The 26247-nt window shown below is 48.9% G+C and carries 22 protein-coding genes; 1 reads left to right on the top strand and 21 read right to left on the bottom strand.

The genetic code is table 11. The features are described from left to right. Window positions 1-159 precede the first annotated feature (159 nt). The 18 genes from PJI16_18275 to PJI16_18190 form a co-directional block, all read right to left on the bottom strand. A complete protein-coding gene (locus PJI16_18275; protein ID MDT3779514.1) occupies window positions 160-4806 on the bottom strand; it encodes a glycosyltransferase in 4647 nt (1548 codons plus the stop codon). 548 nt (window positions 4807-5354) lie between these two features. Continuing rightward, window positions 5355-5606 (bottom strand): carbon storage regulator CsrA, encoded by a 252-nt coding sequence (csrA, locus tag PJI16_18270; GenBank protein MDT3779513.1) that lies wholly within the window; start codon window positions 5604-5606, stop codon window positions 5355-5357. Window positions 5607-5716: 110 nt separating this feature from the next. Then, window positions 5717-6193 carry a flagellar assembly protein FliW gene (fliW, locus tag PJI16_18265; protein ID MDT3779512.1) on the bottom strand — a complete coding sequence of 159 codons (477 nt, stop codon included), beginning with the start codon at window positions 6191-6193 and terminating at the stop codon, window positions 5717-5719. An 85-nt stretch (window positions 6194-6278) separates the two neighbouring features. Then, complete coding sequence (locus tag PJI16_18260) at window positions 6279-8633, bottom strand: response regulator (protein ID MDT3779511.1); 2355 nt, start codon at window positions 8631-8633, stop codon at window positions 6279-6281. Window positions 8634-8635: 2 nt separating this feature from the next. After that, complete coding sequence (locus PJI16_18255) at window positions 8636-9607, bottom strand: diguanylate cyclase (protein MDT3779510.1); 972 nt, start codon at window positions 9605-9607, stop codon at window positions 8636-8638. Between the two features lie 71 nt (window positions 9608-9678). Next, a complete protein-coding gene (locus PJI16_18250) occupies window positions 9679-10830 on the bottom strand; it encodes a flagellin (GenBank protein ID MDT3779509.1) in 1152 nt (383 codons plus the stop codon). A gap of 79 nt (window positions 10831-10909) precedes the next feature. Continuing rightward, entirely contained in the window at window positions 10910-12556 is a 1647-nt protein-coding gene (gene flgK / locus PJI16_18245; GenBank protein ID MDT3779508.1) for a flagellar hook-associated protein FlgK, read from the bottom strand. Between the two features lie 7 nt (window positions 12557-12563). Continuing rightward, entirely contained in the window at window positions 12564-13061 is a 498-nt protein-coding gene (gene flgN / locus PJI16_18240; GenBank protein ID MDT3779507.1) for a flagellar export chaperone FlgN, read from the bottom strand. A 33-nt stretch (window positions 13062-13094) separates the two neighbouring features. Beyond that, window positions 13095-13415, bottom strand: a complete 321-nt coding sequence (locus PJI16_18235) for a flagellar biosynthesis anti-sigma factor FlgM (GenBank protein MDT3779506.1) — start codon at window positions 13413-13415, stop codon at window positions 13095-13097. Between the two features lie 61 nt (window positions 13416-13476). Then, window positions 13477-13833, bottom strand: a complete 357-nt coding sequence (locus tag PJI16_18230) for a rod-binding protein (GenBank protein ID MDT3779505.1) — start codon at window positions 13831-13833, stop codon at window positions 13477-13479. Window positions 13834-13890: 57 nt separating this feature from the next. Beyond that, the gene (locus tag PJI16_18225) at window positions 13891-15105 is read right to left on the bottom strand and encodes a flagellar basal body P-ring protein FlgI (GenBank protein MDT3779504.1); all 1215 of its coding nucleotides are present in this window, start codon (window positions 15103-15105) and stop codon (window positions 13891-13893) included. Window positions 15106-15155: 50 nt separating this feature from the next. Continuing rightward, window positions 15156-15857 carry a flagellar basal body L-ring protein FlgH gene (locus PJI16_18220; protein ID MDT3779503.1) on the bottom strand — a complete coding sequence of 234 codons (702 nt, stop codon included), beginning with the start codon at window positions 15855-15857 and terminating at the stop codon, window positions 15156-15158. Beyond that, window positions 15854-16606, bottom strand: a complete 753-nt coding sequence (flgA, locus tag PJI16_18215) for a flagellar basal body P-ring formation chaperone FlgA (protein MDT3779502.1) — start codon at window positions 16604-16606, stop codon at window positions 15854-15856. The genes PJI16_18220 and flgA overlap by 4 nt, the downstream gene beginning before the upstream one ends. 14 nt (window positions 16607-16620) lie before the next feature. Beyond that, the gene (flgG, locus tag PJI16_18210) at window positions 16621-17412 is read right to left on the bottom strand and encodes a flagellar basal-body rod protein FlgG (protein MDT3779501.1); all 792 of its coding nucleotides are present in this window, start codon (window positions 17410-17412) and stop codon (window positions 16621-16623) included. A 94-nt stretch (window positions 17413-17506) separates the two neighbouring features. Then, window positions 17507-18226 (bottom strand): flagellar hook-basal body complex protein, encoded by a 720-nt coding sequence (locus tag PJI16_18205; protein ID MDT3779500.1) that lies wholly within the window; start codon window positions 18224-18226, stop codon window positions 17507-17509. A 330-nt stretch (window positions 18227-18556) separates the two neighbouring features. After that, the gene (locus PJI16_18200; protein MDT3779499.1) at window positions 18557-19297 is read right to left on the bottom strand and encodes a flagellar motor protein MotB; all 741 of its coding nucleotides are present in this window, start codon (window positions 19295-19297) and stop codon (window positions 18557-18559) included. Window positions 19298-19336: 39 nt separating this feature from the next. Further along, a complete protein-coding gene (locus tag PJI16_18195; protein MDT3779498.1) occupies window positions 19337-20095 on the bottom strand; it encodes a flagellar motor protein in 759 nt (252 codons plus the stop codon). A 19-nt stretch (window positions 20096-20114) separates the two neighbouring features. After that, window positions 20115-20600 (bottom strand): chemotaxis protein CheW, encoded by a 486-nt coding sequence (locus tag PJI16_18190; GenBank protein MDT3779497.1) that lies wholly within the window; start codon window positions 20598-20600, stop codon window positions 20115-20117. 455 nt (window positions 20601-21055) lie between these two features. On the opposite strand from PJI16_18190, the gene PJI16_18185 reads away from it, so the two are divergent. Next, window positions 21056-21337, top strand: coding sequence for a hypothetical protein (locus PJI16_18185; protein MDT3779496.1), 282 nt, complete (start codon window positions 21056-21058; stop codon window positions 21335-21337). 38 nt (window positions 21338-21375) lie between these two features. On the opposite strand, the gene PJI16_18180 is transcribed toward PJI16_18185, so the two are convergent. The 3 genes from PJI16_18180 to PJI16_18170 form a co-directional block, all read right to left on the bottom strand. Next, the gene (locus PJI16_18180; GenBank protein ID MDT3779495.1) at window positions 21376-23052 is read right to left on the bottom strand and encodes a methyl-accepting chemotaxis protein; all 1677 of its coding nucleotides are present in this window, start codon (window positions 23050-23052) and stop codon (window positions 21376-21378) included. A gap of 40 nt (window positions 23053-23092) precedes the next feature. After that, window positions 23093-25198: a methyl-accepting chemotaxis protein gene (locus PJI16_18175; GenBank protein MDT3779494.1), complete on the bottom strand. Its 2106-nt coding sequence runs from the start codon at window positions 25196-25198 to the stop codon at window positions 23093-23095. An 83-nt stretch (window positions 25199-25281) separates the two neighbouring features. After that, a complete protein-coding gene (locus tag PJI16_18170; GenBank protein MDT3779493.1) occupies window positions 25282-26238 on the bottom strand; it encodes a chemotaxis protein in 957 nt (318 codons plus the stop codon). Between the last annotated feature and the right edge of the window lie 9 nt (window positions 26239-26247).

Below are 26247 nucleotides of genomic sequence, written 5' to 3'. Positions count from 1 at the left end.
CAAGGGAGATGGGCAAAGAAGGTCAAGGGGTCGCTCAGGTTTGGCAGATTGTAGGGCTGTCAAAACAGGAAGGGATTGGACCAGATCACCTAACCGAGCGAGTTGAATTAAGAGTGCTCGGGACATAGGCTAACTTGACCAGGCAAGAAGTTCCTCTAATTATGTTGCGATGGCATGGAGGTCTCGAGGTGCGGTCTGGAGGAGAGCCCCTAAATCAAGTAATCCCTCATGGTCGGGCATTAAGAGGCGCAACATCTCAAATTGTTGCTTGGCCAAATCAAGCCGACTAGCACGAAAATGCACACCAGCCAAAGCAAACCGCATATCGCAGTTTGCGGGATTGCGTTCGACATACCGTGAAAGCCGTTCCCCTAAGTCTTTCCATCGTTGCAGAGATGTTCCGGCTTGAATCAACCCATTCATGGCTTCAACATCATCAGGATGATCTGCCACAACTTCGTCGAAAACCCTCCAGGCTTCTTCCCCGTCTCCCATCCCCATACATGCCATTCCCAAGCCGATGTTGGTTTTTCGGGAATCTGAGCCATATTGAAGAGCGCGCCGAAAAGACTTTCTCGCTTCTCCCCATTCCTGGGATTGCATGAACAGGATCCCCTGTAACCAATGTGCTGAACCATCGTTGGGGTCTGTTTGAATGAGGGCCTGGACATGTTGAGCCGCGTCGGACAGATCTTTCACGTTGAGTGCCAGTTTTGCTAGCTGTTCCCGGATCTCTCGATCTTCTCCAAGACTCAGAAGGCGTGTCAAAAATGCCCGCTCCCCATCGAATAACTGCAATGTTCGACAGAGTTTCACGGCCCACCGCAACACTTCTCCATCATCTGGCCACTCGCGAAAATCGGAAAGAAGGGCATGTAATTCACCATTGTCCTGTTTTTTAATGCCTCGAATTGGGTCATATCGCCGGGATAATAAGAGCTCTTGTACGCGTTGGACCCGATTCCACTGGGTCCGTTCTCCATCGCTCCGAAATGGTTCGAGCGACTGCCGAAGCCACCCGTCACGAAAATAATAGCGATTGGCATAGCCTTCCGGAACGGTATATACGTCTTCATCCACTACAATCTTTGAACCCCAGCGGCTCATCAGGCGATTCCCGTTATGACGTTCTGCTTCCGGATCTTTGCGACCGGGAGTTTGATGTTCCAGATGATACAATACACTCTTGGGTTGGTAGATAATTTTTTTACCGCGCTCTCGGATTTTCAAACACAAATCAACATCCTCAAACCCGTTTCGGAATTCCTCATCAAATCCCCCGATTGACTCAAAATCTTCTCTGCGAATCAGAAAACAGGCCGCCGTCACTGCTTGAAATTCACGGCGAACATTGGCTGCATGAAGACCCGCAGGGGCTCCACTGAAAATATGATAGGGAGTCAGGCAGTTTTTAGAAAAAACCACTCCGGCATGTTGAATGGTGTCATTCGGATACAACAGTTTACTGCCGACAATGGAAACATCATCGTGCGTCTCAACTTCCTCCAACAAAGCTGTCAACCATCCTGATTGTGGAATAGTGTCATTGTTCAGGAAGATTAAATACTTTCCTCGTGCGGCACGAGCCCCTTGATTACAGGCCTTTGCAAATCCTAGATTTTCAGTATTCCGAATTATCTGAATATCCCCCCCGAATGAAGCCAGAAAATTCTGAGTCTCATCCGTCGACGCATTATCCACCACAAGAACCTCATAGTGGCATCCTTGTGTCACTTCGGCCAAATGCAACAGGCATTGCTTCGTTAAATCATCACGATTACACACGGGAATAATAATAGAACACTCATATTGTGTATCAACAATTGGCATGTAGGAAGTCGGAGTTGATCGAGCCTCGTTATTCCCCAATACGGAAAAGGTTGAATGATCCCGCCTGTTAGCAGATTCACCCAGCCATACGGCTCGATATTGTGGTAGCCAGGATTCCAACATTCGATGCCTTAGGACCCACTCCCTTAAAACTTTGCCCTCTTTCTCAGAATGATCCGAATTATAAAGATGATCCCGAATTGCTCGTACCCAGGCTTGAGGATCATTAGGAACTCGGGTGACCGGTGCAGTTCGATGAGGATAAATATCAGTGGCAATGACCGGAAATCCTAATACACCATATTGCAAAAGACGAAGGTCACTTTTTGCCTCATTAAATTCATTTATGGCTAATGGAGCTAAAGCCAGATCAAGATTCAGACTGGCAAGTTTAGATGGAAATTGACCTAAAGGAACCATGGGATGGACTTCAGATCTGACCCCGGTCCGTCGAAGATCTTCCGGCACCTCTCCTAAAAATACCCACTCAACCTCATCACCTAACTCCTCGAACACCGAACCAAGGAAGCGGAGATCAGAACGGTGTACCCCAACCTGTCCAGCCCAACCAATACGTGGCCTGGAGCCACCCCCTCGGAGAGGAGCCAAATCCCTCCACTCTTCGGAGACCAAGCAATTCGGCAGAAGGGCAGCCTTGATTCCTACACTTTCCAAAGCGGTTTGTAAGGGAATGGTAGAAGTTGTTACGCAATCGGACAATTCAAGCAATTTCATCAAATGGTCAATAAGCCATTTCTTCATCACTTGATGATTTTGATTATCTTCCGGGATCTTCCAGAGCAAATCATCGATATCGTGGACCAAACGGGTACCATTCGATCGCGCAATAACCATATCAGCGATTTCCATCCTACACGTTCGCTGAACAATCCACACCGTTCCTGGACCACTTGGTAATTGGTGAGGATGGCTCCCCTCCGCTCCTTCAATTTTCACCATTCCGCCAAACCAGGATTTCATTACGCTCGCGGTGAGTGCTTGGAGTATTCGGATTTGGCTGCATATGGGATCATTAATAATTGCCACAACGCGTGGAGCCAACTGAAAGTTTTGACCTGAGGTGGAAATCCTATCATCCAAACACATTTTTGGCTCTGATAGGTTTCTGTTGAGTTCCTTCTGAGACAAGACTCGATTAATGCGGATGAACTGCTCATCTAAATCCTTTACCGTTTGCGTAAGATCCGCAATTTGTCGGGTTTTTTCCAATAGGGCCTGTTGAAGGATAATGTTCTGTCCATGAACTTCAGCACCATAACCATCCTGATTCGACTGCGTATGGGATACACGGAACTGCATCGCGGACATCATTCCGTAACTGAGATTACAACCCCCTACGACAAGCCGCTGAAATTCACATTCCAGATCGTGATAGTGCTTAATGTCGTGATCGGTAAACGAAAAGCCGGCCCCTTGTCCAATATCCTTGATAAGAGAAAGAATCGAAGGAAGTGTCTTTTCTCCCGTTGGCGCTATCATGCCTAAAGCATAAAATGAAGAGAACAAAGCACGAAAGACGACATAACCAACCTCCAGGTCTTCGCCAAGCACCCACTCTTGATCAAAAAATGTCACCTCACCATTTCCTTCCATGATCATATTACGTGGAATAAGATCAAGGAATTGGCCTGATACCTTCTTCTTAGTCATATCGTTTGACTTCTGGATACCCACAACGTCGAAAAACCCCTTCAGCCAGACCTTTAACCATTCTTCTATTTGCGTAACCCGCCACCCAGGGCTGGTCATGATTTGTACAAGCCGATCTTGCCAAAGTTCGCCTTTCACAAATGTTTGATCAACAAGCCGTTGGGTAACCAATGAATTCTTATTTGGGGTGTCAGTAGGGTACAGCCGCACTTGAGAGGTATAATCGGCACGCTGACTCTCCTGTGTAAAAACGACCTTTTTGGCAAATTCTGGCCTTCTCCCAGTTGCATAATGTACCGCGAGAGGAACAATTGATTTTTCCTTACAAGCGAGGTCTGTGGCCAGTAATACAAAGGAATTCGCCAAATCAGGCAAAAGACCATTACGAACAATTGGGCGCAAAGCTCGTTCCTGATTAAAATGAATACGAGCTGGAAATTGCGGGTCGTCGGTGCACGCACTACGCAGGACCGGGGTCAGATCAATACCGTCCTGCGGCATGGCCCCGCGTTCCGACACCATCAAGCTTGGTAGCTTGTAATCCGGAAAGGGATACCACCATTCCTGTTCAGGTAGGCCAGCCTGACCGACTCTTCGGCTAAGCTCTCTCCGGCCAAAGGTCACAATGCTCCCTTTGGTGTAATGTTCTTCGATGCCAAACATGGGCTTGCCCATATGGTCTTCGGGAAATCCGGCAAAATATTTCAACCCTAGCTGGTTTTCAATAGCGATAATCAATGTACCTCCAGGCTTTAACAAACCCTTCATAAAAACCAACATAGCATCAACTGGGTCTGCCCCATCACCTGGGAAAAATTTCCTGGCATATTCTAAAACTCCAATAACGGTCACGACATCAAACTGTGGTCCAGGATTAAAATGATGAACAACTTCCCCAATAACTGTGACATTGCTCAGGCCACGGCAACGCAATGACGCAATCGATGCGCGACGGAGGCTCCCTTCCAGTGCCACCACCTCCGCTCCTATTTCACCGAGATAACGCGTGAGCGCACCGCACCCCGCACCGATTTCAAGTACACTTTTCCCTTGTAATTGTTCCTCAAAGGGCCGAAGCAGATTGACGCGTTTCCGTGATAAATGATACAGCGAATGCCAATCCGTACAGGATTTTGCCAATTCGCCCGACATCACACTGACATCGCTCGCACCGGAAATAATCGTTTTCAATCGGTTTTCAATTTGCTCGCCATCACTATAATTGATGCCTTTATATCCAGGGCGATGCCACACTCCCTCATCTTTATTGAAAAAATAACCGGCGCTTGTGAAATAGGATTTCATAGGCGAACTTGTACTCCTAATATTCTAAGAATGAGCCATTGATGTGCCAAATTTTGGATGAATTCTAAGGTAGAAAACCATCCAAGCGAATTCGCATATGAGGGTTTTCAACACTTCCCAAAAGATCATTTCAAATTAATATGAATTCAAGTTTTATGCCATACAGTTCAAGATCAAAAGGCAAGGTATCAGGTCACAATGAAGCCGATTCCCACATCACTCGAAAAAATTCTACCGACTAGGAATTCCTTGCTAATAAACCGGGAAATTTCTGCCTGGAAAGGAAAGGATTGTTGAAGGCAAGACTTGAGAAGGCACTGAAGGATTATGGAGCTTCCGCTTTTATTACCACTTCGCAGCAGGGCTCCCAATGTTGGAACTTCAACCCTACCTTTTGAAAAGAGGGAAACAGCCCTATTGACCGAGGCTACGTGTTTTATTCCTTCGCCCAAACGGGAAAGTTTGTCATTCCAGTCAATTCTCACAAGGACCTGTAGGGACCATGGGATTGTTTACCAGGAATGCCCCTGAACTGGAGCCTCTTCCCGTTAGGTTGATTCGGTAGGTTTAGCCTGAGGTCTTTTCTGTCTGGGTAGGCTGGCCAAAAGCTTCGGATCCGAGGATACGGCATTCAAATTTTCCTGCCGGACGGCTTCATATAATTCCTCACGAAGAACACGGACATGCGACGGACATTCAATTCCGAGTCGCACCTGTCCTCCTTTAATTTGGACAAGGACAATGCGAATGTCATCTCCTAATCGAATAGCTTCATCAATTTTTCTGGTGAGTATGAGCATGGTGCCTTCCTTGGCTTTGGGGTAAAAGTCACATGTAAAACAATGGCATGTACATCATCAACGAATTACATCTGGACGATCTTGCTTCTTCGGAGGCGTGACTGCATAGTTTAGACCGATGCAGCCTCTGTCACCCCTTCAGGGTGGGGTTGACCTTCCGCCACATCATGGAATAATGGATGGCGCAAGGAGATTGATTCATGGAGAATCAATTGTTTCCCTTGTCTGGTTCGCCCATTTACGACCAGAGGGGCACGAAGATTTGCTGTCGCCTGATCTGGATGATCTGAAGGGATCGAGATAACGGCCATAATTGAAATTGGATCGGCAGGAGTCATATCCAATTCAGCCAATCCTTCTCCGGATAGGTTTGTACGAAAATCGGGTTGCAACAAATCCACATCCATAATCACAAAAGCTAAACTTGGTTCATCCACCGACTGAAACCACTGATAGTCGGCATCCTCTGGCGGATCAAGTACGAGATACCGTCGGAAATCTGGGAAACCTACGAGGCCGGATGGGAAAGTTAACAGCGTGTCATCCGACACATCCAACATACCGAACCGACTAGTCTGAACTTTCATGATGGTATGTTCTCCAAATAGTTCAATGGTTTCTTCCTCATGCCAAGGCAACCCCGCCTCGGGGTCGGTTTCATTTTTTCTGTGATTAGGACACCCTCTCCGTACCACAGATTTGGACCGGATTGTCATCTCTCAAGACAATCTGACAGGCATGAGCCAATTCGTCGACATCATACGGTTTTTGAATAAACCCTACGACACCCTGATTGAGTAAATCTTGCACAGCATGGTTCCGATCATACCCCGTACAGAGAATTACCTTGAGATCTGGTCGAATCGCTCGCAATTCTTCAAAACATGTCGCTCCCGACATTTCAGGCATCACCATATCCAACAGCACAACATCAACGGGAACAGTCAAATCCCGGCAGATTTTCAGGGCCTCCTTCCCATTCAACACAACCGTAACCTGATAGCCAAGGAATTCAAGTATGGCCTGAGCGGCTTCTCCCACATCCTTCTCATCATCAATCACTACAATATGCCCGGTTCCGTGAGAAGGCTTCGTCGTCTGAACAGGTGTGTCCTTAAGGCTCGCACATAGGGCATCCGGAAGATATAAACGCATTGTCGTTCCACACCCAGGAGAACTGGTCACCCCGATATACCCGCGATGGTTTTTGACGATTCCATACACCATCGCCAATCCCATTCCTGTTCCCTGTCCTCGGCCTTTCGTCGTAAAGAATGGCTCAAAAATATGTCGTTGGGTCTCTAATGACATTCCGGTCCCGGTATCCGTAACCCGAATTACCACATAATCACCTGCGTGAAGTCCTGGGACACGTGAAGCGTATTCCTGGGTGACCGTTTCATTCGAAGTCTGCACAAGCAATTCCCCACGCTCACCCATCGCATCACAGGCATTGACACCTAAATTCATGAGAATCTGGTATAACTGATTGGGATCCCCCAACACATAAGGCTTCGTAGCGGACAGGTCAGTTCGGAAGGTGATCATTTTATGGATTGTCCTTCCGAGCAGTGTCATGACCTCCTGAATTACATCATGGGTATCGACCGTCACATCATGATGCTTTCCCTGCCTGGCATACCCCAAGAGCTGGGATGTCAATTCCTTTCCACGACGAACGGCTTTTTCGATGACATCGCCCGCTGCCCACAAGGGGGTGTCGGTCTTTTCCTGTATCTTGAACAAACTTGCATGGGCCATGATTGCCGTTAACGTATTATTCATATCGTGGGCAACCCCTGAGGCTAGTCGACCGATGGCTTCCATTTTTTGAACCTGCCGCAACTGATGCTCAAGGGCAATATTCTCTTCCTCCATGCGCTTTCTTGCCGTCAAATCGCGTCCAATAAAAAGAGTTTGACGCTGGCCTAAAAACTGAACCTCCCGTTCCATCATCTCTACGGGAAGATTGCTGCCGTTCTTTTGACGAAGGACCGTTTCCTCCCATCTCGCCCCCCCAGGGGCAGAGCTTGGCAACGTGGGACCGGATTCCCCACTTGATGGCTCAGGTCTGATAAGAGAGAAGGCTTTCCCATTCAAGACAGACGGGAGATACCCCAATTGCTGCGCTCCAAGCGAATTAACATGGGTGATTTTTCCCTGGAAATCATAAATCACCAAGACATCCGGAAGCGTTTCGAACAACTCTTTAAATTGGGCTTCAGATTCGCGTAAATCATCAGTACGGATATCCAGTAAATGCTCTACTCGTGAGAGTGCCCGTTCCCAGCGCCCTTTTTCACATAGTGAAATAATATGCAATGGATCGCACTCTTTTGGGAGATAGGCATCAGCATGGATCGAATGAGCAGGGTATCCTCGGGCTGTAGATTCCTGTCCAAGGACAATGCACATTGCCTGAGGATATTGGACTTTGCACCAAATCACAAACTCTTCGCTTGTCATGTCCGACAGCGGATGGTCAATGAGGACAATATCAGGAAGCACAAGATTCACTGCCACCTGAACCTGTTTCCCCGCTTGCCATTCCACCACCTGCCATCCCCGTTCACCAAATATGTGATGAATTCGTTGGATTTCGGACTTGTGGGTGGAAACCATCCAAACATGTGGGCGTTGAGGACTAGGAGGGTTCTCCACTAACTCGCAAACCTGCTGACGAAAGCGTTGAGGTTCTGTCGGGAGAGCAAGAAATGCCGAAGCCCCTAAATCTTTCAAAATGTCATGAGCATCAATTCCAGTATACGTGGCGGAAACCGCAAGAACAGGGGGCACTGCCTGTGTGGAACCAAAGAATGAATGCAACAATTCGCAAAATCGCCATCCGCTAATTCCCGGCATATGGAGATCGAGGACAATGGCATCCGGCACATTTCCTTCTTGGAGCCACCGCCAGGCATCTTCAGAACAGACAAAGCGATTGACCGCAAAGTAATCCTTCTCAAGCCAACTCGCAAGAAGATGGAGTTGGACCGGATCATCATTAATTACAAGGATGGACGCCATATTTATTGTTTCAATGAACTCGGCGAAATCGTGAGCCGGGAAAAGGTATCGTCCGCATGCCTATGAAATTGCGCAAATTCCACCCCATTTCGACCGCTATTTTTGACTAAGTAGAGAACACCGTCTGCAGATTGTATCAATTGCTCAATGGGAATTGGACAGGGATCGGTCCAGGTCGTGACCCCCTGACTGACCGTCACCGTTAAATCAACATTGTGAATCCGAAAGGGTTTCTGGGAAACCGCCACTCGAATGCGTTCAGCGAGCCGCACGGCCTGGGCCGCATCACTATTGGGCAATACCATGAGAAATTCCTCCCCGCCATACCGGCCAATGGCATCATATGAACGCAAGCAAAACCGCATCCGCCTAGAGACCTCGACCAGCACGTGATCACCCGCAACATGCCCATAGGAATCATTCACATTCTTAAACCCATCCAAATCAGCCAGAATGAGACTCAGGGGTTGCTCTTCCCGATGAGCCCGGTCAATTTCCCGGAGTAAGGTATCCACGATGGCGCCGTGATTCAGAATTTGCGTCAAGGGATCTTGCATCGCCTGAATCCGAAGTGTTTCTCGAGCCGAAATTAATTCATTTTGCAAATCCACAATTCGCTTCCCTGCTCGTAATCGAGCATCCAATTCTTCTAAGAGGAATGGCTTGGTCAGGTAATCATCAGCTCCAGCATCCAACCCGGCAATGAGATCCTCAAGGTTTTTCCGCCCTGTTAACATAACAATATATACATAAGGGCAATCAGTTCTCCCCCGGATTTTTTGACACAGTTCAGGACCGTTGAGCCCGGGCATGATCCAGTCCACAATAGCCACATTGGGCACGCTTCCTCGTTCCAACACCTTCCACGCGGAATCCCCATCAGTACAGGATATGACATCATGCCCCCATTGACGCAATCGATAGACAACCATATGGAGTGTGAGTGGATCATCATCAACAACAAGAATTCGCATAGAGATGTCGTGCCTATTTTATTAAAACGGATAACGTATTTAGTTCAATGGAAAAAGGCCGAGTTCATGCCCTATTTTATGAAGTTCAACAAGCTCGTCTGAAATTGACGCGCGAGGGTGCTCATCGAAGCTTCAAGGGTGTTTTGCAATGTAGCCAAATCAGAGGCCACTTGAGCGATATCGGCATCCTCAAAATTGGACCGGAGCGTTTGCGTATTCACGCTCAACAGTTCCAATCCATCCTTCACCGTATCCAAACGATTGACTCTGGCCCCGATCGTAGCCCGGGCGTCGGTGACTTGGGAGTGGGACTGATTCAATTGTCCGATGGCGGCTTGAATACCCTTGCCATCGTTCGTCACCAGGGCCTGATGAAAGTCCTGAAGATCCTGAAATAGATCCACCGTGGGCCCGGAAAAAATTTGGTTTCCCGGAACATTGGTTTCCACGGTCCGGCCATCACCAATTTCTACCTCGATCCCCGCTCCATCTCCTTGATAGGTATAGCCAACTCTTACAAAAAATTGATCGCCAGCGGCAGGCGGCCCGCCTCCGTCAGTAATGGTGGCATCCAATCCATCAAACGAGAAGACCGCGCCGGATGAATAGGTATTACCTGATGAGACGGTTTGATTCGTGGTCAGATTCAGGACATCAAACTGCGTTGAGGAAGTAAATTGGATTTGATACGCATCCGGTTGTAAGGCCGACGCCGTGACGACAGAAACAGCAATATTTGCGCTTCCTCCATTGTTGATGCTAGCTGATCCCGTTGCTGATCTCGGCACAAATGGTTCGGATTGGGTTTGACTTCCCGCAAACACAAATCTTCCGTTGAGTTGAGTGTTGGCAATACCGGCCAACCCTAGGATGATTTGTTGAACTTCCAGAGCTGCATTCCGTCGCTCCACCGGCGTATTGGTATCGCTCGCCATATTCAATGCTAGTTCTATTGCCCGCTGCACCGTACTTCCAGCCGTCCCCAGAACGCTATCGGATAAATTGAGCCTTCCCACTCCTTCATTCACTGTGGTCAAACGTTGTTCAGTGGTCCGTAGGACATTTCGAAACTGATTGATCCTTTCCGATGCCGCAGGATTATCCGAGGGGCGATTGACTCGCTTCCCTGAAGAAACCTGCTCATTGCGATCCCCGATATTTCCCTGAATACGTTGAATCGCCCTTAGCAGAGCATCAACCTGTTGACGATCAGTCACCCGCATTCGATTGTTCGTCCTTTTCCGATTGACATCGATTTGTCATCGATGAGTCCTATCCCAGCCAGTTGCCTCACCAAGAAGGTTAGCGACCCATGGACAGCATGGTTTGCATCAATTCATCCGCCACCGTAATCATCCGGGCCGAGGCTTCGAATGAACGCTGGAAACTGAGTAGATTAGTCAGTTCCTCATCCAATGAAACACCAGATACACTTTCTCGCAAGGCCGTCACTTGATCGACTTCGAGCTGTTTACTATGTAACGCCTGTGTCGATTTCTGCGTGGCACTCCCGACATCTCCAATAGTAATGGTGTGATAATCATTGAGTGTCACATTACCCAGATCCAGTTGCCGGTTCGTATGAACAGCCACCATATCCAATGCATTGGTGTTGTTCCCCGGTACTCCTGCGGCCGTAGAAGAAGCCGCAATCTTGTCCGTATCCGACAGGGCCACACCAAATTGCAGTGCGGCGCCTTTTTGAGCATTCACATAAAATACATCGCCCGCAGCCGGTGTGCCGTTAATCACGACATCTAATCCATCAAAACTCAATGGAGCTCCGGAGGTATAGGAACCGGAGGTCACGCTCGCTCCGGTTGCCGTATTGACCACCGAATAGGAAGTGGCTCCGGAAAACTGCACCTCATATCCCTGAAACGTTGCAAGAGTAGAATCTGCAATCATTACCGAACTGCCGGTGGCGCCTCCCGTATTCCGCTCATTGGCCAAAGGGGCTGGGGGAGTTAACGTGGAAAAGAAATTATTATTCGTGGTGGCGTCCAACCCATACCCAACCTGATGCTGTTGATTAAATTCGGTAGTTAAAACGGCCGCCAATCGATCGACTTGGTCCTGAAACGACACAATATCCCCATCACGCAGAGCGAGTAATCCGCCGATTTGTCCTCCATAAATCTTATCGGAAATTGAATACTCACTCCCGTCACTGCGCACGAACGTCACATCATGGAGCGGGGGGTTGTCGGGGTCGGATTTAGTCGACAGCTTATTGGCATGATTTCCTCCTACCAACAATTGTCCACCTACATGAATTCCGATACCATCTTTCATGGTTACTTGCTCAATATCCACTAGCCCCGCCAAATCATTAATGAGGACCCGTCGTTGATCCCGTAAATCAAGGGCTTCAGGTCCACTGGATTCTACTTTAAAAATAACATCATTCAGCGAGGCGATTTTGGTTGCCAACCCATTAATAGTGTTGACATGCCTGGAAATTTCCCCATTGGCATCCAGGCGGATTTGATTTAACCCTTTAGCCACCGTCCTAAACTGGTCCGTAAGGGATTGCCCCTTGGCCAACAGAACCGTCCGCTGAATGGTACTCTCTGGATTCGTGGCAACATCCCGAACCGCATTGAAAAATTCCGTCAGACTCAACGATAGTCCGGAATTATCCGTTTCGGTGAAAATCCCATCGGCCTGAACCAGGTAATTGTTCCTGGCGGAAATAGATCCCAGATCCTCATGGAGGGCGGTCAATTGGTTTTCCAGGAAGGTATCGACGGTCTGACGAATAGCAGCAACTCGGACTCCGCTCCCAATTTTCCCTTCAGCGGGCCGCGCTGACTCGAGGACAACTTCCTGTCTGGAATAGCCTTTGGTATTGATATTGGCGATGTTATGGGATGTGGTCGCGAGCCCCTGTTGGTTGGCACGAATTCCCGAACGCGCGATATTAAAGATATCACTAATCCCCGCCATAAGAGTCCTATCCCTGAAGATAGACCGAGCTAGGAACCGATGGAAAATATAATGTTCCAGATCCCTGATACACCGGACCTGTACCCAACCCTGTATACATCACTTGAATCGCCTCACAGACTCTGTGATAGATCGGCCGAATTGCAGATTCATTTTTTTTGCCTTGCTCCTGAATAAGCCGTGCCAAACGGCGAAGGTCAATCAACATGCTTTGCACCGTCTGTGCCTGTGGATCCGGATTTGCCTTCAACCAGGTCCAAATGGTTTCTTGGGCGACGTCCCCAACCAACTGATGCAAGGCACCCTCCACCTGCTTTTCTAATCGGCGCATCGAATTCAAAACTTGTTCTTTTTGGCTGTTCACTTCGACCAACTTGGGCTGATCCATGATGCGTAGGCTATGGGCTTCTTGAAAAAGCAGTACACCATACTGCTGAAAAGCCGCCTGAGCCTCGGCTAATGCCTTCAGTAGTCGCTCCCACTTCGCCGATTGAGGGTGATTCATCGGATTGCCTTTCCCCTCATGAACTTCCGATAATTATTTTGTTCCCAATTCGTTCAGTATCGTCTCCCGGGTCAAGGCATCAGCGACCTGATTGGAGGTCGCTAATTGGGTCCCCGTTTCCAAGGCCTGCTGAATGCGGTTGATTTTGTCTTCTCTCACCTCAGGAAACTGCGCCACTCGAATCGAATAGTCACGAATTTCCTGTGCCAGGACGGAAAGATCGACAGGGTCAGCAGACGAAGGGTGCTGGGAGGCCCGCGACGGGCCAGCCTCCTGGGTCTGAAGATTTTTAGCTTGAACGTGAAAAAATAGTTTCCCCAGCTCTCCACTGGGATCAAGGCCCCGTATGGTCATGGCATCTTGCCTCCTTCTCTATATGTATCGGAAGCAACACCATTAAACTTTACAGAACCTCTTATGATTTCAAAAAAGGGGGACCTGATGAGGGAGAACGCTTGAGATCTTCATTCCTGGCCACCGTGTCCAAGACATAGGCCGAAAGACCAATCCCACCCGATTGAGCGGCACGCTTGCCAATTTCTTCGTCATAAAATGAATAATACATCTCCCCCATGGGGTTGGACGTTAATTCGCCTTTGGGGACCGTCTCTCGCATCACCTTCATCAAATAGGACAGGAAATAGGATTCGAACTCCTGGCTGGCGCGCAATAATTCCCCTCGACGAGCCGATTCTGCCACGCGATCTATTTTGCCGCTAGATACAGAATGGGAGAGACCCGTCATATCCAAAGGAAACATGTCAGGAATCATGGACTTTATCCTTTCCAACAGACCGTCATGAACACCCCGCTGCCTTCTGTTCCGAAATTAGATCAATTCCAAGTCTGCTTGGAGCGCTCCTGCCGCCTTGGCCGCCGTTAGCACAGCAACCAAATCCAGAGGAGTCACACCCAATGAATTCAATGCCTTCACTAAATCTCCAAGCGTCACAGAACTATCGACTTGAATCACCCGACCCTCCTCTTCTTGAACATCGGTTTGTACATCAGGGGTCACCACGGTCCTCCCGGCACCCTGCGCTCCCCGACCAATGAAGGCAGTCTCAGGCTGAGAGACATTAAACTGCGTTCCAACCTTGATGGTCAGATCGCCATGAGAGATGGCCATACTCGCCAATCGGACATGTTCCCCCATGACAATCGTTCCCGTTCTTTCATTCACCACCACCTTAGCCAGGACATCTACATGCACATCTAACCCTTCAACCGCAGCAATCATTTGAACAATCTTACCCTGAAACCGTTCGGGAACCCCCACTTGAATCTGTCCGGAATTGAGCGCCGAGGCGACACCATCGCCAAGATGCGCATTGATGGCCTCAGACACTCGCAATGCCGTCACGAAATCGGCCTGGTGCATAGTCAATGAAAATTTCTCCCACGCCTGCATATCCAAATCTACCGATCGTTCAACAATCGCTCCACCGGGAATAATTCCACCGGATTGTTGATTCTTCTTCACTGTGGTTCCCCCAGCCCCGGCTTCAAACCCCGAAGTGGAGAGGGGCCCTTGTGCAACGGCGTACACCTGTTGATTGGCCGCTTTGAGTGGGGTCAGCAACAAGGTGCCTCCTCGCAAGCTTTTGGCATTGGCCATCGAAGAGACCTGGACATCCAATTTCATGCCCGGTCTTGCGAAGGGCGGTAATTTGGCAGTCACCATCACCGACGCGGTATTTTTAGTTAGCAATTGAATGGGATCGATATTGAGTTTAAGTCCCATGGTATTCAACATGGAAATAATGGCTTGCGCGGTAAACTGACCACCGACGACGGAATCACCGGTCCGGTCCAAACCAACAATTAAGCCGTACCCAACCAACTGGTTTTCCCGCACGCCTTCGATAGAGGCAATATCTTTAATCCGGGCAGCCTGAGTTTCCGCCGGTTCGGTCAAAGACCCAGTACCAGCTATGAGCCATCCACTACAGCAAACCAAGACCAAACCCCATCGGGAAAACCATGTTCGCGTGAATTGTTGTAATTTTTCGTGGCTTTTCATAAAGGACGATGGATGAATCACAAAACTCTCCCGTTGGGTCAAAGTAAGAAAAATTAATTCAGCTCAAAACCCTAAAACGGCGTAATCCAGTCAAAAATTCTGGTGGCCCATCCCGGTCTCTGAACATCGTCCACCACCCCTAGTCCGGTATAGGAAATTTCTGCATCAGCGACCTTGGATGACAAGACCATGTTCTCGGTATCCAGATCGATCCGGCGGACAATGCCTTTTATGGTCATTGTTTGCGTTTCACTATTAACCGTTACCTCCCGTTTTCCACGAATTCGTAGATCCCCGTTGGGAAAGACTTCAATCACATTGGCGGCAATGGTGCCCGTCAGAGTATCTTCCCGGCTGGTCGACCCGTCGCCCTCAAATTCATGGGAGGTCCCAGCATCAATATTGAAATATTCCGCAAACTTCTGGGTGAGGGTGTTAATCCCGAAGAGTCCCCCACTTACGCCAGCTGATAGGCTGGAATCCCGGTCTGCTTTCGTGTTGGCTTTTTTGGAACCTCGGTGTTGTTCCACAATTTGCACAACAACGATGTCCCCGATGCGACCGGCTCGTCGATCCTCAAACATGAAGGCCCGCCCGTTTTCGGGATCCCACAAGGAACCCAGGGAGGATGGTGTATCCTTTTTATGGATGTTCGGCTCGGCTTCGATTTGTGTTATTGTTTTTTCTTTGGCACAGCCCGTCCAACCACTCACAATTATCAGTAGAGCGAATCCTCCAGCTCCGAATCTGGTTATTAACCGTGTAACACTCAAAATCCCACCTCCACTAGCCCCGATGCCATAACCGTACCTAACACCTCCCGACCCGACGTCTGGTTTTTTACGGGAATGGTTTCCCCCCTTTTCCCAGCCGATTTGGCTACTCCAACGGTCTGAACCAGCAGGCCTTCGCCCCTGACCTCAATCATCACTCGATCACCCTTATGAATCATTGGTGGGTCGTCCAACATTGTTTTCCGAATCGGTTGGCTTGGAGGCAATGGACGTAGAACCTGTTTCCCTACGACTTCGTCAAGATCAAGAATAAAATCATGCGTCAGTGAAGGTGCATCGACCATCATTGATGACAGGTCCTCGACCGTCACGACCTCTGTCGGTTTCAACCAGCGAATTGGAGTCGCCACTTCGACTTGGGCCTTCACCTCACCCACAACATTCACGGTTTGGAGAAACTGCTGATTGACAAAGATCCCTACTCGAAAGGCACGTCGCCCAGTCCTTCCGCCTCCTGACCATGCTCCGATTTCAAGATGGAGTTTTCCTTTGGGTACCTCCATCAATTGTTTGGGGAACAATACCCGAAACGACACCTGATGATGCGGACGTCCATATCGACGTGTCAGTTCAGACACGATTACCCGCTCGAAATCTTTGACACCTACCGTTTGCGTATTCAGACGGACTGGGGTCGGTGAGACCAGCTCTTCCGCCCAAGCCATTCCTTCGGCTGTCCACCACCCATGCCCGCACAGAAGCAATCCCAATAATAAAATGCTTGGCATCAAATTCTTATCCTCTAACGCCTGAGTCCATTCACAACTTGCATCATTTCGTCCGATGCCTGAATGGCTTTCGCATTCAGTTCATAGGCACGTTGAGCAATGATCATATTGACCATTTCATCCGCAATATTCACATTGGATATTTCAAGAAATCCTTGCTGGATATTTCCAAATCCTGTGGAAAATCCCGGTGTCCCCTGCTGAGCAGGACCTGAAGACGAACTTTCTGAAAATAAATTATTGCCTTGGGCAATCAATCCTGACGGATTATCAAATCGTACCAATTGAATTTGCCCGACCTGCGTGGCTTGGGATACTCCTGGTAATAACGCGGATACAGTTCCATCCTGCCCAATATCGACTTGGAGTGCTCCGGACGGAATAGTAATGCTCGGAATCAGCTGATCGCCATCTCCCGATACCACGTTGCCCGTATTATCTTGTTTGAAGGATCCCGCCCGCGTATACATCGTAGTCCCATCCGGACGTGTAACTTGGAAAAACCCAACCCCTTCGATTGCCAGATCCAACGGATTGGTCGTTTGCTTGAGGCTTCCTTGAACATATTCCTTGGACACACTGACGGGTCTCACGCCTAGCCCGACCTGAATGCCAACCGGAAACACCCCAACATTCGAAGCGCTGGCGCCAGGGAGCCGAGCAATCTGAGACAAAAGATCCGCGAATTCAGCTCGACTTCGTTTGAATCCGGTCGTATTCACGTTGGCGAGATTATTGGCGATCGTGTCAATATTGAGTTGTTGGGCAGACATGCCCGTTGAAGCAGTATGCATCGCTCGAATCATTCTGGATGGTCTCCCTTTTTGTACTGTGCCTTAATCGCCGGGACATGGTCTGACAGCAATACCGTCAGATGGCTTTCAGGATGCATGTGAATCATCATCCTTGAACCCGACCTGCTTGAATAGCTTGAGCCGCCAGTTCGTCCATCGCTTTAATCGCCTTCTGCATTTGTTCATATTCTCTAGTCACTTTAATCAACTCAACCATATCCAAAGCCGGATTCACGTTGGATTGTTCCAACATGCCTTGGTGCACCGTGGTCTGCTTATCGGCGACAACCTGATCTGGCACGGTCCAGAATAAATTGCCCACCTTGACCGTTTCTTGTCCATCCGCAATTGTATCCACCCGCAACTTGTCCACAACCTGATTGTTGACCCTAAGAGTCCCATCGGCCCCGATCACAACATCCCCAGGCGGAAGAGTAATAGCCCCTTTCTTTCCTAGGAGGGGGTCACCGGTATGCGCCACCAAGTTACCGTTCGCATTTCGATATAATTTCCCACCACGGTAATAGCGCAATCCATCCGGCGTTTGAGCAACCAAAAACCCATTGCCCTCCAACCCTACATCTAACGGTTCTCCCGTCTGAAACAACGCGCCTTGGGAACGATCTGGCGGAAGCCCGTCCATTGTGGGAAATAAATCTATTCCCGCCACTGACGGTCCTGAGGTCTGCCCCAGGATGGTGGCGAAAACCGGCTTATCCTTTTTAAACCCGGTGGTATGCACATTCCCAATATTATGAGAGAGAACTTCCAGGCGGTGTTCAAGTGTAATCGCCCCGGCTAAGGGGGGATAGATACCTCGGTTCATTGCTTCCTCCTTGAGGTGAATACCTGAAGAATTCTGCAACGCATGTGCCAATAAGGAAAGGACAGATGTTTTGAACCATGAAGAGGGTCGGAAGATAGAATTTTCCAGGGAAGAGAACCTTTCACTCCACAAACCTGGCACCAGTGCAGCCAAATTGGCTATGGCTGCCTGATGATCCGTTCTTGTCTAAAACCGAGAGCCGTTGTAACCACGGGAAGCGCAATGGCCCATACCGGCATTACTTTCCCCATTGGCCTGATCCTGCCTAGCGAAAGGGAGGAACCGGGTCAGACAATACTTCTGAATTGTTGACAGATCGTGAAATAGACTCTAGGGAAGGTAGGGGTGGGAGGAATCTGTGTCGGAAGGAGTATTCTTCAGCACAATGAGTTCTACTCGACGGTTAGAGGCTTGTCCCTGAGGTGTATCATTTAACTCGACAGGACGAGTCCCCGCATAGCCTGTTGAGGACAGTCGATAATCCGCGAGATGATGCTGGTCGATCAAATATCGGACCAAGGTATTGGCCCTGGCGGTCGAAAGATCCCAATTGGAGGGGTAGAGAGAGGATCGAATGGGTTGATTGTCCGTATGCCCTTCAACGGCAATAGAATTGGGTAACTCCTTGACGAGGCCGGCAATGAGATCAATAAATTCTTTAATCTGGGGATTCAGCCTGGCACTACCACTTTGAAACAACGCATCGTCTTTGATCCTAATATTTAAACCACGTTCCGTCGTGGTGATCTGCACCCCTTGAGGAATATTCGCTGCAGTAATTGCATTGGCCACGCTTAAGAAGGCCCGAGCATTGTCCCCTGAAGAAGGTTTGACTTTCACCTGAATAGGAGTATTTCTGTTTATGGGAAGACTCACGATTGAAAGTTCTCCCACGGTCTTCTTGTTGTTAAAAGAACTCACCAGGGATTCACTGAGGACCTTGAATTTCCCTTCATTAACGGAGGAGACTGAGTACATCACTACAAAAAAGGCAAACAGCAAGGTAATGAAATCCGCATACGAGACCAGCCATCGTTCGTGATTCTCATGTTCCTCATGTTTCTTTTTCACACGCTCCCTCTCACCAACAATCCAATGGTCCTCAATTTTCTATTTCTTTTTCTCCGACGAGGGTAGAAATCCACTCAACTTCTCCTCAATCATTCTGGGATTCTCACCTTGAGCCACCGCCACAAGGCCTTCTATCACCATAATTTTTCCGATGATCAAGGTCTTCGCTTTCAATTTGATTTTACTGCCCATGGGGAGAAACAAGAGGTTGGCCGCTCCCACCCCATAGACCGTGGCCACAAATGCTACCGCGATCCCACCACCCAATGCCGAAGGGTCGGCCAGATTTTCCATCACATGAATCAACCCTAATACGGCACCAATAATACCCACACACGGCGCATATCCTCCAAATGCTTCATACACCTTGCTTGTCGTGCCAAATTCTTCTTCAAACATTTCGACTTCTACTTCCAGAATTTCTTTTATTTTGTGAGGTTCTGTCCCATCGACCACCAATTGCACCCCTTTGGCCATTAATGGATCGGCCAAGGACTTTATTTGCCCTTCCAGGGCCAAAAGACCCTGTTTCCGGGAGATATTTGATAACTCCACGATCTTGGCAATAATGCCCTTCATATCAACCTTCACATTTCCAAATACCATGCTCGCACTGGAAAGAGCTTTCAGGAAAATTGGAAGAGGGAATTGCAGCATCACCGCACCTAAGGTGCCTCCCATCACAATCAAAAATGCCGTCCCTTGGAGAATGGAACTTAAATGCCCGCCCTCCAGATGTTGCCCCCCCACAATGGCGCCAAGGGAAACTATGATGCCCAATACCGATAAAATATCCATAATGGACGACTCTTTCTTATTAAAAAGTCTGATTATTAAACAAGCGTTCAAGGTCCAGCAGTAGCACCAAAGACCCATTCACCAGTCCGACCCCCTTATGACATTCTTCGGCTCCTCCTCGACCAGTAGGGGGGGGTATTTCAATACATTCTTCCGACAGGCGTAAGACTTCTTCAACAGAATCGACGACAAATCCTAAAATCATATGAGCGACTTCTACAACCACAATTCGAGTATCCTTGGTTGGTTCCGTCCCAGACAGACCAAAGCGGGCCCGAAGGTTAATAATGGGGATCACTTTTCCACGCAGATTCACCACCCCGTCCACATAATGAGGCGCATTCGGAACCTGAGTGATGTCCAGCATACGAATAATTTCTTGAACCCCTAAAATATCAATGGCAAAGATTTCGTCCCCCAACTGAAAACTCACCATTTGGAGAACAACTCCACAGTCCTCCCCAAAATCATCATGAGGTAAGACCTTCGTCAATGTATTCTGCATGACTTGTGTCCCTCCAGACGCGTCAAAAGTCTTTCTCCTGTCCCGTTCCGACCTTGTGAGAATCGTTGGGTAAGAACCATCACCAAGCTTTTTTCTCCAATCACCTCAATGACATAGCTCATTCACTGAACCTGCAGCATGGAACCCCATCGCCCGTGGCATCATTTTCCTCAATACGGGCAGTTCATTTTTGTTAAATGCAAAACTCGATTCGTCAGCAATTTCCAACCATCCACCATCGATTTTGCAATGTGAAAGTCATTGCTTCTCATTGATCCCCAGCAACAGGCATTAGGCTCCCTTGGAGGTATGTGACAATTTGAAACAATCTCACCGAAACCTCCACATTCCCCACCAACGTCAATCATCAGTACCTTGAGGCTTCAACAAGGGCTCTGATAGGGTGAACACCATTATTACTTCATTATCATGCAGCGAAATAAAGGATTCATTCCATGGACAGACTAGCCAGTTCACAAGCCGACCGATTACTCCTTGATGCAAAAAAAGCCATTCTGCAAGAACAACATCGACGTTTTCAGGACCTACAACTTGAGGGCCGCTGGGATGATGCTTGGAAACAATTGCATGTCACCTTGGCCTGCGCAGCGGACCTACTCAAGGACTCTGTCACCATGCTGGAACAGGTTGTCGCCAAGAAAAAGCTTCCTCACTCGACCGACCAATCAACAGGACTCAACGGTTCCATCAACCAGAACCCCCCATCCGCCCCATAAGGATGTTTGACAACCCACTGAACAGGGGAATCTTTGAGTTACACCTTAAATGATCCGGCCAACTTCTGAAGATCCACGGCCACCACCCGTAAATCATGACAGGCTTGGGCCGATTGAAAGACTCCTCTGTTTGCCTGACGTGTTGCCTGGGTCATGGATTCTAAATCGCTGGCAATTTGTCGCGTGGCCGTGGATTGCACTTCCGTAGCATTGGCAATTTGTTGAATCATCCCCGCCGTAGCATTGATCATAGAATGAATGTTTGCCAAAGCCTCTCCGGTTTTCTTGGCTAACGCCACCCCCTGTCCGACCTGATTTGTCCCTTGCTCCATCGACGAAACAGCACTTCGTGTATCCTTCTGAATTTCTCGGATCATATCCCCAATTTCTTTTGTTGCCCTGGTCGTCCGTTCTGCTAACTTCCGCACTTCATCGGCAACCACAGCGAACCCTCGTCCTTGTTCACCCGCCCGAGCAGCCTCAATCGCCGCATTGAGTGCCAAAAGATTTGTCTGATCCGCAATATCCTCAATCACGCGAACGATTTCACCAATTTGATCCGAAGACCGCCCGAGTGCGGTAATAATGTTTGCGGCATGGACCACTGCATGAGAAACCTGCTGCATGTCCATCACGGATTGCTTCATCTCATTCTGCCCGCCACGGGCTGTTTGGGCCGTTTCCTGAGCAATCCGTGCAGCTTCGGTAGAATGTCGCGCCACTTCCCCCGCCGTCCTGGTCATTTCCTCCACAACGGAAGCTGCCTGCAAAAAACGGCCATCCTGCCCTTCAGCGGTTGAAACTACCCCATCCACGGTCGCAGAAAGCCGAACGGTGGACGTTACAAGACGGTTTGTTGCTTGACTGACCAACGACAACGCCAACTGCATCTTTTCAATAAATGAATTGAGGTCGTGACTGAGTTCCACGATTTCATCAGAGCCATTTCCAACCGGCACTCGTTTCGTCAGATCGCCTTCGCCCTGTGCAATATCACGACAGATACCCATTAAGGCATATAGAGGTTTCAACACAAGTCGATAAACCAACCAATGCACCGCACTCACGAAAATGCCGACGATTCCGATCAACCACATTCCTGAATGGAGCACCGAACTGACCATCGCCTCTTTCGCCTGCGTTATCGGAATTGAAAGAGACAACATTCCAAGCACATCTCCCAATTTTTTCCCGCCATGACAATTTACGCAGGCCTCCACGGTAGCCACATCGGCACTCACCCGTCGAAAGGTGGGAACCCCGTTGATCGTCTCAATTTCGCTGAGACCCTTTGCCCCATTTTTCAGTAGATCAAGAGCCTTCTGCTCGAACGTATCTTTCGGCGCATTGGCGGGATTCATCGGCTGATCACTCACATACCGGGCCTGATACCCTCCCGCCAATCTCAACTCCTTGCCGATTTCCTGTATGGCAGTGGCGGGAAAAGGAACGGCATCGGGATCTTGCTCATGATCACGAGACACATGCAGATGAGGCCCCATGGACGATTGTTTTATTTTCCCCACATAATTTTTGGCAATATAGGCTCTCGTGACTTCAAGTTGCGCTTGAATAATCCTTCCTTCTTCCTCCAAATTCACCTGCAACCTGCCAAGCTCTTGCTGGTAAATCACGGTTAGGCCGCAGACAATCATTCCAACGGCTAGGGTTCCCAGAATTAATACGAGTTTATGACCGATTCTTAAGCACTGCATACACGTCCATCACCAGGGACACATTGAACAAAGGATGGTATTATCTTTTTAGCGTAAACCGACTAAGCGATGTTTGGAGATCCTCTGCCAATGCCGCAAATTGCTTCGTTGCCGTCGCCACCCCCTGAATGTGGCTTTCATTATCCTGACTGAGTTGCGCGACCTGTTGAATACTCGAAGAGATTTTTCCGGAGACCGCAGACTGTTGTTTCGTGGATTCGGCAAAATGTTGAATCATATCCACCACCCGTTGAACCCCCTGGACGATCTCCGTTAATCGACTCCCCGCTTCCCTGGCCAGCACCATGCCGGAATGCGCCTCTTCAGTTCCCGCCTCCATCGAAAGAACCGCTTCGTGAGTGCCAGCCTGTACAGATTCGATAACCGTCGCAATTTCTTTTGTCGCTTTCCCCGTTCGCTCAGCCAGTTTTCGCACCTCATCGGCAACCACAGCAAACCCTCGACCCTGCTCCCCTGCCCTTGCAGCTTCAATGGCTGCATTGAGCGCCAAAAGATTGGTCTGTTCCGCAATATCCTGGATTACTCCAATAATGTCCCCAATATCCTTGGAACGTTGTCCTAAATTCTGAATACGGCTGGCGGATTCCTGAATCCGGTTGGATACCGATTCCATCCCATGAATAGAAGAGACCACAATATCCCCACCCCGGACGGCCGAATCATTGACCCCTGAGGCCGTCGAGGCCAAGGCCTGCGTGTGTCGAGCCATATCATCCGCGGTAGCAGACATTTCCTCAACCGCTTCAGCAACCTGAGTGGCTTGGTGAACTTGTGATTGGCTGGCGCGAACGACCTGATGGCCTACCGAGGACAATTGGACCGACGCTTGAGACAGGGAGTGAGCGACGTTCCGTGTTTGCAAAAGCATCCGGTTTAATTCATCCAACAGGTTATTCAAGGCTAAACCCATTTGCCCGAGTTCGTCTTGAGTCTTCACGGGAACCCGGTGAGTGAAATCCCCCTTCGAGGCTTTCGCCGCCACTTCCCACACGGGTTTCAGTCGGCTCACGACTTTTCTTCCCATAAAGATTCCAATGGGGACCACCACGAGAAGCCCCAACAGCATCTCCAACAAGGTTTTATTGGTCAGGCTCCTGACATGACTGAATGCTTCATTCTCCGGAACTTGCACTAACACGGACCAGTGCATCCCCAACGATCCCCCCGCCCCTGACATCGGGCTATATCCGATGACTTGATTCGCGTTTTTCCCGGGATGAAAATTTCTGGCGTTTCCGGACTGGCCCTGAATCGCCAATTGTGCGGCCTCAAGGCCCAACTGAGGCAGGTTTTCCTTAAACACCACATTTTCTAAATCGTGAATCATTTCCTCTGTTCCATGGACAGCCGGAGCATATTCCATCAGCGTCATACCTTTGCCATCCTGTAGGGTTAGTTCCGCATGGGGAAACCCGGCCTTTTTTAAATCCAGGTATGCCTCTTGGAAAAAAGCTTCAATTTTTGAAAACTTCATGCGATGGCTCCCATACCCAACCACTCGCCCCTTAGCATAGAGAGGAACCGAGAGCCCGATTGTCAAACTGCTCTCTTGGGGGAAGAGTGCCTGCACATCCTGATCGACCATGACGTTTTCCACAAAGACCTCTTGGGGCACATTTCTTGTCAAAGAAGACTCTGTTAAGCGTATACTTTCTTCCCCCTGTTGGAGGGCTCGAAACCACGGAGTCAATCTATAACTTTTTCCGTACAACTTTTCCGTCCGAAGAGGCAGGCCTTCTGCATCTTGATCATTTACGGCGATCAGATTGCCATCCAAATCCACCACTTGAACCAAAGAATACATGCCGGTTGCCTGAACATACGCATTCAATACCTGGACGAATTCCTGTGAGGGACGGACAGCCTGTTCCCATAATGCTGCACCACCCAGAATTGGACTCCGACTTAAGATCTGGGCATCCGCAGAACGCTCAGCGAGATAGAGGGAAATTTTTTCAACAATCACTTTTGCCACGTCTTCGTATTGAACCCCAACCTCTTTTTTCAAGACCTCTCCAGTTTGGAACAACGAATACACTTGAACACTCAAAGGAATCAGCGAAAAAAACACAAGAATCCAAACTAATTTTGTCGTAATGCCTACATTCCACGTGGGCTTCCTCATTGGTATCCTCTTGTTAATCTTTTCATGGATCTCGAGATGGGGTAGTACATTCTTCTCAACAATTACAATAATTATTCTTTCCTTTACGAGGACACCACGACTCCAGAAGAATTTCCGAGATGTTGAACTAATTTGTCACGAAGGTCGGTTGGATGAAATTTGGTCACATAATCTGTCACACCCAAAGCCTTTCCTTTATCCACATTACACTGTCCGGACAAGGAGGAATGCATCAAGATCGGAAGGCCCTGCAATCGGGAATCTTCACGGATAGCCTTTGTCAGGGAAAATCCGTCCATTTCTGGCATTTCAATGTCGGTAATAACCCCAACGACAAAGTCGAAAATGGTTCGATCCGTTTTGTCACCCAACTCCGCATACTGTCGTAACCGGGTGAGCGCCTCTTTTCCCGTCTGTGTTTCTTCGTATTTCATGCCCAACCGTTCCAGCGTTTTGGTAATTTGTTTTCTGGCCACAAGCGAATCGTCGGCAACCAACACACGTTTTCCGGCTAATTCATCGTTCAGTTCAATCCCAACGAGGACTTCCTCTTCACTTCTGGGGTGCAATTCGGACAACACCTTTTCCACATCTAGAATTAACACCATTCGGCCATCCTCTAATTTCGTAATAGCCGTGACCGCCCCTTGCCGGCTGGACTGGACCATCGGGGGGGGAATTTGAATCCGTTCCCACGACATACGAATGATCCGATCAACGCCGCCTACCAAAAATCCCTGTTTGTTATCGTTATATTCCGCAATGATCAACTTCGCGCCAACCGGGTCCAAGGGCCCGAGTCCAATCGCCTGTTTTAAATCCACTAATGCGATATTTTCTCCACGGAGATTCACTAAACCCAGGATTCGGGGATCGGAGTCCGGAATTTTCACCACGGGTGGGAGCTTCATGACTTCGCGAATCTTAAAAACATTAATCCCGTAAGTCTCATTAGTCCCAAAATGGAACATTAAAAGTTCCATCTTATTGGCCCCGGCCAACCCGGTCCGTTGATCAATTTCTGCCATCCATTTTGCCATTACGCTTTC

It is taken from the genome of Nitrospira sp. MA-1, assembly GCA_032139905.1.
Classification (GTDB): domain Bacteria; phylum Nitrospirota; class Nitrospiria; order Nitrospirales; family UBA8639; genus Nitrospira_E.
Note: the sequence above shows the minus strand (reverse complement) of the source record. Positions and strands in the feature narration are given on the sequence as shown.